The 7,951-nt window shown below is 46.9% G+C and carries 12 protein-coding genes; 5 read left to right on the plus strand and 7 right to left on the minus strand.

What is annotated here, in order from left to right; genetic code table 11:
- Positions 1-146: transposase (locus H6F72_RS00180; RefSeq protein WP_190431017.1), on the plus strand; the 146-nt coding region annotated here is incomplete at its 5' end.
- Here the strand turns inward: H6F72_RS00180 and H6F72_RS30965 are convergent.
- Positions 120-374: a DUF6713 family protein gene (locus H6F72_RS30965; RefSeq protein WP_190431027.1), complete on the minus strand. Its 255-nt coding sequence runs from the start codon at positions 372-374 to the stop codon at positions 120-122. The two genes, H6F72_RS00180 and H6F72_RS30965, sit on opposite strands and share 27 nt — an antisense overlap.
- An 88-nt stretch (positions 375-462) precedes the next feature.
- Here H6F72_RS30965 and H6F72_RS30970 point away from each other — a divergent pair, with 88 nt between their 5' ends.
- On the plus strand, positions 463-705 hold the full coding sequence (locus tag H6F72_RS30970; RefSeq protein WP_370527416.1) for a hypothetical protein: 243 nt from the start codon (positions 463-465) through the stop codon (positions 703-705).
- A gap of 422 nt (positions 706-1,127) precedes the next feature.
- Here the strand turns inward: H6F72_RS30970 and H6F72_RS00195 are convergent, their stop codons facing one another.
- Positions 1,128-1,313 (minus strand): hypothetical protein, encoded by a 186-nt coding sequence (locus H6F72_RS00195; protein ID WP_190431019.1) that lies wholly within the window; start codon positions 1,311-1,313, stop codon positions 1,128-1,130.
- A gap of 169 nt (positions 1,314-1,482) precedes the next feature.
- On the opposite strand from H6F72_RS00195, the gene H6F72_RS00200 reads away from it, so the two are divergent.
- On the plus strand, positions 1,483-2,235 hold the full coding sequence (locus H6F72_RS00200) for a response regulator transcription factor (protein ID WP_190431020.1): 753 nt from the start codon (positions 1,483-1,485) through the stop codon (positions 2,233-2,235).
- A gap of 174 nt (positions 2,236-2,409) precedes the next feature.
- Positions 2,410-2,571, plus strand: coding sequence for a hypothetical protein (locus H6F72_RS00205; protein ID WP_190431021.1), 162 nt, complete (start codon positions 2,410-2,412; stop codon positions 2,569-2,571).
- Between the two features lie 175 nt (positions 2,572-2,746).
- Here the strand turns inward: H6F72_RS00205 and H6F72_RS30975 are convergent, their stop codons facing one another.
- Positions 2,747-2,947 carry a DUF6009 family protein gene (locus tag H6F72_RS30975; RefSeq protein WP_370527415.1) on the minus strand — a complete coding sequence of 67 codons (201 nt, stop codon included), beginning with the start codon at positions 2,945-2,947 and terminating at the stop codon, positions 2,747-2,749.
- 586 nt (positions 2,948-3,533) lie between these two features.
- On the opposite strand from H6F72_RS30975, the gene H6F72_RS00210 reads away from it, so the two are divergent.
- Positions 3,534-3,767: a hypothetical protein gene (locus H6F72_RS00210; protein ID WP_199295907.1), complete on the plus strand. Its 234-nt coding sequence runs from the start codon at positions 3,534-3,536 to the stop codon at positions 3,765-3,767.
- Between the two features lie 56 nt (positions 3,768-3,823).
- Here the strand turns inward: H6F72_RS00210 and H6F72_RS00215 are convergent, their stop codons facing one another.
- From H6F72_RS00215 to H6F72_RS00230, 4 genes are all read right to left on the minus strand, one after another.
- Positions 3,824-4,237, minus strand: a complete 414-nt coding sequence (locus H6F72_RS00215; protein ID WP_190431022.1) for a hypothetical protein — start codon at positions 4,235-4,237, stop codon at positions 3,824-3,826.
- 157 nt (positions 4,238-4,394) lie between these two features.
- Positions 4,395-6,293: a sensor histidine kinase gene (locus H6F72_RS00220; RefSeq protein ID WP_190431023.1), complete on the minus strand. Its 1,899-nt coding sequence runs from the start codon at positions 6,291-6,293 to the stop codon at positions 4,395-4,397.
- A gap of 73 nt (positions 6,294-6,366) precedes the next feature.
- Complete coding sequence (gene phnD / locus H6F72_RS00225; RefSeq protein ID WP_190431024.1) at positions 6,367-7,263, minus strand: phosphate/phosphite/phosphonate ABC transporter substrate-binding protein; 897 nt, start codon at positions 7,261-7,263, stop codon at positions 6,367-6,369.
- A 542-nt stretch (positions 7,264-7,805) separates the two neighbouring features.
- A partial coding sequence (locus H6F72_RS00230; RefSeq protein WP_190431025.1) for a transposase occupies positions 7,806-7,951 on the minus strand: 146 nt, incomplete at its 5' end.

Consider the following 7,951-nt stretch of genomic DNA (forward strand, 5'->3'; position numbering starts at 1 on the left):
ACAAGTCTGTCTATCGTCAACGGAATCAGGTGGAGCGCTGTTTCAATCGCTTGAAGCAAAACCGTCGCATTGCAACGCGCTATGAGAAAAAAGCTGAAAACTACCTTGCCATGATGACTCTAGCCTCTATCATGATGTGCCTGTAGTTTTAAAACACGCCCTAGTACCCAGGAGTAGATAGTACCTGAAGCAGAGTTGCGAATGACTGCACCGAAGCCCCAAAGAATAACTAGTACGATGGGGATATTTAACAATACAAATAGCTGAATACCACCAGGCAGTGCAAATAGATTCCATTCATGCCAATATGCTGCTTCAATTTGATGACAGAGCAGCACGGTTGCATTAGCCAAATAGATGTTTTTATAAAGCATTACTACTGTTTCCAGTACAGGCCAAAAGCTTGGATAGTGAAGTTTAACGGTTCAAATCAGTTCAAGCCAAGGTTTTAACCCCCAGGAGATTACAAAATTGTTCCAGGCGTTTGAATCCGCTCGCCATCGAGCTCTCTTCGGTATCTGTCTCTACATAGGGTGCCGCATCAGTGAGACTTGTTCAATGCTGGCGACGGATGCTTATGACGCAGTAGGCGTCAGGGTAAAGATTAGCCTGCGTAAGGCCAATACAAAGGGAAAACAGGAACGCGGCAATTTCCGGTCAACTGCGTTCTCAAGAGTTACGTGGAAACGTGTCAAACGAGCGTAGGCAAGCAGTATCTCTTTCCCAGATGGCACGAGCAGGGGAATGTCAATCCTACAGGTGTTTCTGCTTGAAAAAGCCATACCATTTGTCAGAGAAAGTAATTATCTAACACTGCGCCTATGGTTTACTGATATAAAAATTGTTGTAAGTCAACCGATGAAATTCCGCGGGAGACGTGCGATCGCCTAGGGCTGGTGAGAATTAGTAGCCTCAGTTTCAGACAAACTGCTTTGATGACCTAAATGAACAGCGCGAGGGCACGACTACAGCGGTATTTTGAGGTTTCGGAAGTACAACTGGAGGGGCGATCGCAGCTTTGAGCTTTATACAGTAGCTAAGAAAAAGCAATCGCGGGAAGGTTTTTGCCTTGCTCTGGCGGAACGCTTTCATCTTGCCTTATTGATTTTTTTCTTCTTAGAGAGGATTTAAATGAGTTCAGGTTTCAGCCATAACAGGGCATCTATTGAAACTATCTGTCGCTGACAATCTACGTCTGTCACTGCCCACTGAAACGGCTCTCCTCGCTTTTGCAATTCAGCCTGAATCACTGCTTCCAACGCTAAAGCTGAATCTTGTAGAGCTACTTCTATTGTAATTAAGTACGCTGACATACCTTGTCATTCCAACGCTTGCTCGCTGCTACATTGTAGGGGTGGCCCTCTGCCTCCAGAAGCAACTAAAGAAAGATTTCACTTGTTCTCAGCCGACTCCTAATCCTAACCTCCAACTCCTTCATTTCCTAGTTTGAGCCAACGAACTGATTCGACCTCAACGATTCTTATGTCCTCATCTAGAGATTTTTCCCTTGGACCATCCGCTCGACAGGCCAGGGTTTTACTGGTTGAAGATGAGGCAGTGATCCGCGATACAGTCGCTCTTGCCTTGCAAGCAGAAGGATTTCAAGTTGTAGCCGTCGAAGATGGTCAGCAAGCTCTTGAACAGGTGCAGGGCTCTACATCTGCACAAGGCAATGGCGATGAAGCATTTGACCTCATTGTTCTGGACCTTCTGCTCCCGTTTATCAATGGATTGGATGTATGTCGCTTCATTCGTCAGCAGAGCAATACAACTCCAATTCTGATCCTCAGCGCCAAAATGGCAGAGGCTGACATTGTTGTGGGCTTAGAAGTAGGAGCGGATGACTACTTGACGAAGCCTTTTAGCCTGAAGGAGTTCATTGCCCGATGTCGAGTGTTGCTGCGGAATTATCAAGATTTTAACCCTCAGCTAAAAGAAGAAATCTTGAGCTTCCAAGACCTAGCTCTCAACAAGCAGCAGTGTCAAGTCACGCTACGCGGCGAAGCAGTCACGCTCTCTCCGAAAGAGTTTAGTCTTTTAGAGGTGTTCATGCAGCAGCCAGGTCGAGTGCGATCGCGCGAGGATTTGATTGAGAAGGTGTGGGGTCTAGACTTTATGGGGGATTCTAAAACTGTCGATGTTCACATTCGGTGGCTGAGAGAAAAAATAGAGGCTGACCCTAGCAATCCTCAGTACCTTATTACAGTGCGAGGGTTTGGCTATCGATTAGGTTAGTTGGTAACGCCACAAGGTAGTCAGCAGCTTCTTCAAGGGCTGCTTTTTACACCTCCTCGAATGCCATCTGCATTGCAAACGAAGCAACCCACCTGTATTTTATTTTCTCACGTAGAGAATAGAGTAGTTAAGAGCCTATAAGCTGGCTAGCGATTGCACTATTCATAGCGAAACGTGGAAGATGACCTAGAGGAGCTACTCGCTCAACAAGCTCAAACGATCGCCAAGCTCAAGAAAATATCGGGTCAGATTCGTAGTCTCCTGAGCCTATTTCAAGACCTGAAGCAAGAACAGGAATTGCAACACCCTCTTTGCGGATGTTGCGGCGAGAAGTAAGACAAGTAGCCCCAGCAAGTAGAAGCTAATTCACGAGTCATCACTGACACCTAGACGGGGATTGCGATCGCCTGTTTTCAGCTGGCTAAGGCTAGACCTCACTCTCATAGGCATTGCTAACGCAGATTTACAGAAAATTGTTCGCGCACTTTTAGTGCTGATGATCGGGTTTATATTAACCTTTTACTTTGTCTGTCTTTACTCCTCTAATCCCAGGCTGAACCGTTTTAGGATCAACTGCTTCCACTGGAAAACTCATTTGGTAAATGCCCCGTGGGTCGTAAAAGCAATCATGAGGTCTCAGAGTAAAGAGACGCCGTGTATAGACACCGGGCTCAAGTTTAATTGCTGGCTTCAGGACAGAGTAGCCTACCACTGTTTGCCCATAAATCTTTGGTGGAGGACAGTAGGGCTCGGCTGTAGACTAGGTCTCTTCTCGGATATAGTCTATGTTGCTGATGTCTTGCAGCCAGACAATTTCGGATTCAGCTTTAATCCCTACCCCACGCATAGTTTGCCTACTCAATCCCCAACTGAGTTTTATCTTAAGTTCTCAAGGGCACGCGAAGGACTCGTCAATCATATCTAGCGTTGATGCAAAGGGACACCAAGGAATTTGTACCGATTTGATGCAGGGCCGTTAGGTGGAGTCTGATACAAGGTAAAGTAAAATCAAGTTTCAAAAGGTAAGCGATCGCCCTGCTAGGTAGAAGTAGGAGCGATTGCTTTTTATGGAAGCCGACCCTGGCGGTTTTGCAGACCAGCGGAGTGGGTGACTGCTCCGCTGAGTTTAACGCTATCCCCTAATAGCTTCTCTAGTTCAATTCCTTGTCCTAAAAGTATTGCTGTGGCACAGAAGTAACCCCCGCAGTCTCCTCCTTAGTCAAGATTGCTCATCTGAGGGGGATCAGCAAGGATGAATAGCAAGTCGTGGAGTTGCCTGTTCCGGATTGGGTTGGTTCGTGTCAAACGAGTTTAGTTGGTCGATGGAGCGTAAAGAACTTTTGTTTCGGGCCGAACTGATTCATCGAGCCATACCTGAGGGCCGGGCCGCACAAGTGGCTAAGCTTCTGGCTGCTGATACACCAGATGAGTTATTGACGGCTGAAGAGCAGCAACTTGTGGATGAAGTTTGTCGATTGTGGTTGAAGCGACGCAGTCAAGGTCGCTTAATCGGGCTATCCTCAGTTTTGTAAAATTTCAAGCTTTAGCAGGTCTGTAAGATGCCTAAACTAGCGAGTTCTTACTTTGTCTATTGCCGCCTTCTTAGCGATCGCCAGTATGTCACTGCTCCTAGGACGGCCCCTAAGAATGGGACAGCCCCAACGGCTAAAACGGCCCAGCCAGCTACGGAAGATGAAACGGGATAACTGCAACTCGCAGGTTCCTGGTTGCAAAAAACTGCGACGCTAGCTACCAAGACTAGCGGTAAGAGGGTAACAAGCCAACCCCCTAGCGTACAAGAGAGAATCAAATTTGCTTCATCATCGTTCCTAGAGTTTCCCAAGCGGTAGACCACAAAACCGAGCAAGAGGGCACAATATAGCCCTGTCAATGCTCCAACGACTGCCGTCAAGGTCAGGTAAGCCAACCCCAATTTGGAAAGTGCTCCCAATAAAGCAATCAGTTTGAAGCTTAGCCACTCGCTATAGATAAGTCTATGCATACTTCAACAGCAAGTATTGAATATCATGCATTTAAGCGCGAGTTCAGTGTTCTCACTCACTTCCCAGCTTCTTAGTTTTGTCAGTCAAGCAGGGTGATCATGCCTGCTTAGAACTCTTATCTCTTTGAGCCTAACCTTCCAAGTCGCAAGAACAATGTCATACCCCTTGCAGCGGCAGCAAAATGACAAACTTTGTGCCCTGTCCCACTTCTGAAATCACCTTGATTTCTCCTCGATGCTTTTCAATAATCTGGTAGCAAATAGAGAGCCCTAGCCCTGTGCCTTTACCAATCGATTTTGTTGTGAAAAAAGGATCAAAAAGCTTCGCTTGAACGTCAGGTGACATGCCTGAACCGTTATCACAAACCTGAATGGAAACGTGATGCTGATCTACTTGCTCTGTGCGAATGGTGATGCTAGGGACTGAAGGCTGGGCATGGAAAACTGAGGCTTGAGCGTTGTTCATACTGCATGCCGTATTGGTCACCTGGTATTCTTCTAGTGCGTCGATCGCGTTTGCAATCAAATTCATGAATACTTGGTTAAGCTGGGCTGGATAGCATTCTACCAATGGCAAAGCTCCATACTCCTTAGTCAAGTGAATGCCTTGCTTCAGACGATTATCGAGGATGAGCAGTGTATTTTCGATGCCTTCGTGAATATCAACAGGTTTCATTTCGGCTTCGTCTAGCCGAGAAAAATTGCGTAATGACAATACAATTTGCCGAATGCGTTCCGTCCCCATTTTCATAGAGGCAAAGAGCTTAGGCAGATCTTCCTCAATAAAATCTAAGTCGATCGCCTCAACGTAGGTTTGCACAGCCGCCGTTTGATGTGAGTTTTGTTGCCGATAGAGTTGAATCAACTCCAACAAATTCTGGGAGTATTCATCAGCGTGTTTGAGATTTCCGTGAATGAAATTGACGGGATTGTTGACTTCATGGGCAATACCAGCCACTAGCTGGCCCAAACTAGACATTTTCTCACTTTGAATCAATTGGGATTGAGTTTGTCTAAGTTCTTGCAGGGCTTCAGTTAAATCTTGCGTCCGCTCCTCAACCCGCTTTTCCATTGTCTGACGAGCTTGCTCTAAGGCACTGGTGTATTCTCCAACCCACTGCACTAATTGATTCAATGACGTTGCCAGTGACCCTACTTCATCCTGGGTGCTAATTGGGCTTTGCAACTTAAAGTTAGACTCTTGAACCACTGCTTTAGCAAACTCGGTCACTGATTGAAGCGGTCGGGCGATCGCGCGTGAAGTAGTGACCGCTAGCCTTACTGCCATGACAACCGAGAGCAGCATACTGCCCACAACAATTTGCATCCGCAGTGCTTCAGCTTGTGCCACCTGAGCGATCGCTTGCTCATGTTGCGCTTTGGCCTCAGCTTTAAGCCGAGTCAAGCTCTCGGTCAAGCGGTCTAGCTCAATGTTGGTTTTGCTGGAGGACGGGTTTGTTAGCGACGCTAGAAGCTGTTGTTGTGCGGCTGCTATTTCTGTTGCCGTTAAATCTGTAGGCTGCAACTGCTGCCACAGAACTTCTGTCAGTTGCCGATAGGCCTCAATGTGAACGGTATAACTTTTTGCTAAGTCCTTTGATGCTTGGGCATCAATCGCTAATGCAGCAGCATGTTGATCGGTGAAAGACTCAAATTCGACGAGCAGAGCTTTCACCTGATTCATTGAACCCAGAAACTTGGTTTTTTCATAGTCAAACCAGACCGATTCTCCCAGCACCCCCATCAGCCGTTGCGGATGAATCCTAATCAGATTAACCGTGTTCTCTAGCTCACTCAAAAGGTGTTGCTGCTGGTTTGTAAGCGCTTGCTGTTGCTGGGCTTTTCCCTGATAGTAATTTCCGCTCACCAACCCAATGGTTGTGCCCAAGACGGCGATACCAATTGACAAAGCATAGCCAGCACTGATTTTGTGTGCAACGCTCCAATGCTGGCTCAGCCGTTTGAGCAAAGGCGTTTGTTGAGTGTACTCAATGGCGGAAAGTACAGAAGGGCTGTCCGTTCTTTTTACAAAACGTTGGATTGCTTGAAATAGCATAGAAAGCTAGCCTTATAGCTGGTTGCAGGCAGCGGAGTTGGCATTTAAGCAAGATGGTAAAAAGTTGTCTCGATCAAGAAACAGAGTTGCCCTGTCCAATGGCTTTATAAACATCACGAATCATGTTGTAGTCGGTGTCATTCACCTGCACCATCCTGGCCCCCTCAAACTTGTTGCCATCCGCAGGGGCGATCGCCTTCAATATCCGGTTCTGATTTTGCAATAGTCGCTGCTGAATTTGCTCCACAAAAGCTGGATCGAGCTGGCTGCTTGCCACAAATGGATCAGCCGGTAAGGTAGGACCCTTAGCCAGAATGGGAAAGTCCTTTTCAGACAGTCCGTTAGACTTGAGAAACTTGTCATAGCGGCTGACCGAGCCACCCCAAGCAGCAACGGTACCTTTCTGAAGCGCCGGTAATCCTTGCTTGCCCAAGAACTGAATTTTGAGGTCTGTTTTGGGATCTAAACCGGCATCAATCAGTAGTTTGGTTGGGCCTAAGTGACCACTGGTTGAACCAACGTCCCACAGGGCGATCGTCTGACCACCTTTTAACTCTGCAACCGACTGAATTCCGCTGCCTAGTTGTGTTGCAATGACACAGTAATACTTCTGACGCTCGATCGCGACGATCGGAATGGCCTTCGTTCTGGCACGCATCACAACATATTCTGATGGACCCGTAAACACCAAATCAACCTGATTAAGCTGAAGTGCAGAAGCAGCAGCAATGTAGCTTTCTACAGGAAAAAACTCAATTTTCTTCTCTAAGATTTCCTCTAGGAGAGTCTGCAAGGCTCCATAGTCTTTCTGCAAATCCTCAAGTCCTTTCACATCTGATACTGCAAAGCGCAGTTTCTCCGGTTGGCTGATCGTTTTTAGCGTTGAGGTTTGCTTCGTTGAGGTGCGCGTGGCGGTCGTACAACCAGCAACAGCTAATAAGCTAGTGCAGAGGAAATGACGACGTTTCATAGTTTTGGCCGCTCCAATACTCCATAAAAGTACCCAAACTTTGCGTTTGATTAGCAACGGGACGGCTGAAAGAAGTGGAAACGAAACTGGCGTAAGTTCATCTATCAGCACTCAAACCTCATCAGCCGAGACGTTTCTAAACGCAGATAATGATGCTCTAGAAACGTCTCGGCTGATGAGATTCTTCCCCTCGCCGCTGGAAGTAATCAACAGTATCCTCTCGCTACCTTTACACCAGAAACAGTCAAAAGCCAGACAGTTTGAGCCATTAAGTATCTAGTTGAGCCAACGGCTGAAAGCTTTTATTTATAAGCTTTCTAGCCTTAGTGACCGAAATTTCTTCATTACTATACCAAGGCGAAGCTGGAAGGGAGGGCGATTGATTGCAAAACTTTTGTTAGTTACGGCTGAAACAATGTATACGACCCGTTAATGGGACAATCGCAGGTCAAGGCACCTGAAAGCGCCGCTGTTCCTGTTGATGGAAGGTGCTGCCCATCCTGAGAGGATCAAAATGAGTACGACTAGGGCGTGTTTTAAAACTACAGGCACATCATGATAGAGGCTAGAGTCAGCATGGCAAGGTAGTTTTCAGCTTTTTTCTCATAGCGCGTTGCAATGCGACGGTTTTGCTTCAAGCGATTGAAACAGCGCTCCACCTGATTCCGTTGACGATAGACAGACTTGT

Origin of the sequence: Trichocoleus sp. FACHB-46, assembly GCF_014695385.1 — a bacterium.
In the GTDB taxonomy this organism is placed as follows: domain Bacteria; phylum Cyanobacteriota; class Cyanobacteriia; order FACHB-46; family FACHB-46; genus Trichocoleus.

Coding starts and splice junctions, on each gene's coding strand:
- phnD (WP_190431024.1), bottom strand. CDS start 7,263: ATGAAACGTCGTCATTTCCTCTGCACTAGCTTATTAGCTGTTGCTGGT.
- H6F72_RS30965 (WP_190431027.1), bottom strand. CDS start 374: ATGCTTTATAAAAACATCTATTTGGCTAATGCAACCGTGCTGCTCTGT.
- H6F72_RS00200 (WP_190431020.1), top strand. CDS start 1,483: ATGTCCTCATCTAGAGATTTTTCCCTTGGACCATCCGCTCGACAGGCC.
- H6F72_RS00220 (WP_190431023.1), bottom strand. CDS start 6,293: ATGCTATTTCAAGCAATCCAACGTTTTGTAAAAAGAACGGACAGCCCT.
- H6F72_RS00195 (WP_190431019.1), bottom strand. CDS start 1,313: ATGTCAGCGTACTTAATTACAATAGAAGTAGCTCTACAAGATTCAGCT.
- H6F72_RS00215 (WP_190431022.1), bottom strand. CDS start 4,237: ATGCATAGACTTATCTATAGCGAGTGGCTAAGCTTCAAACTGATTGCT.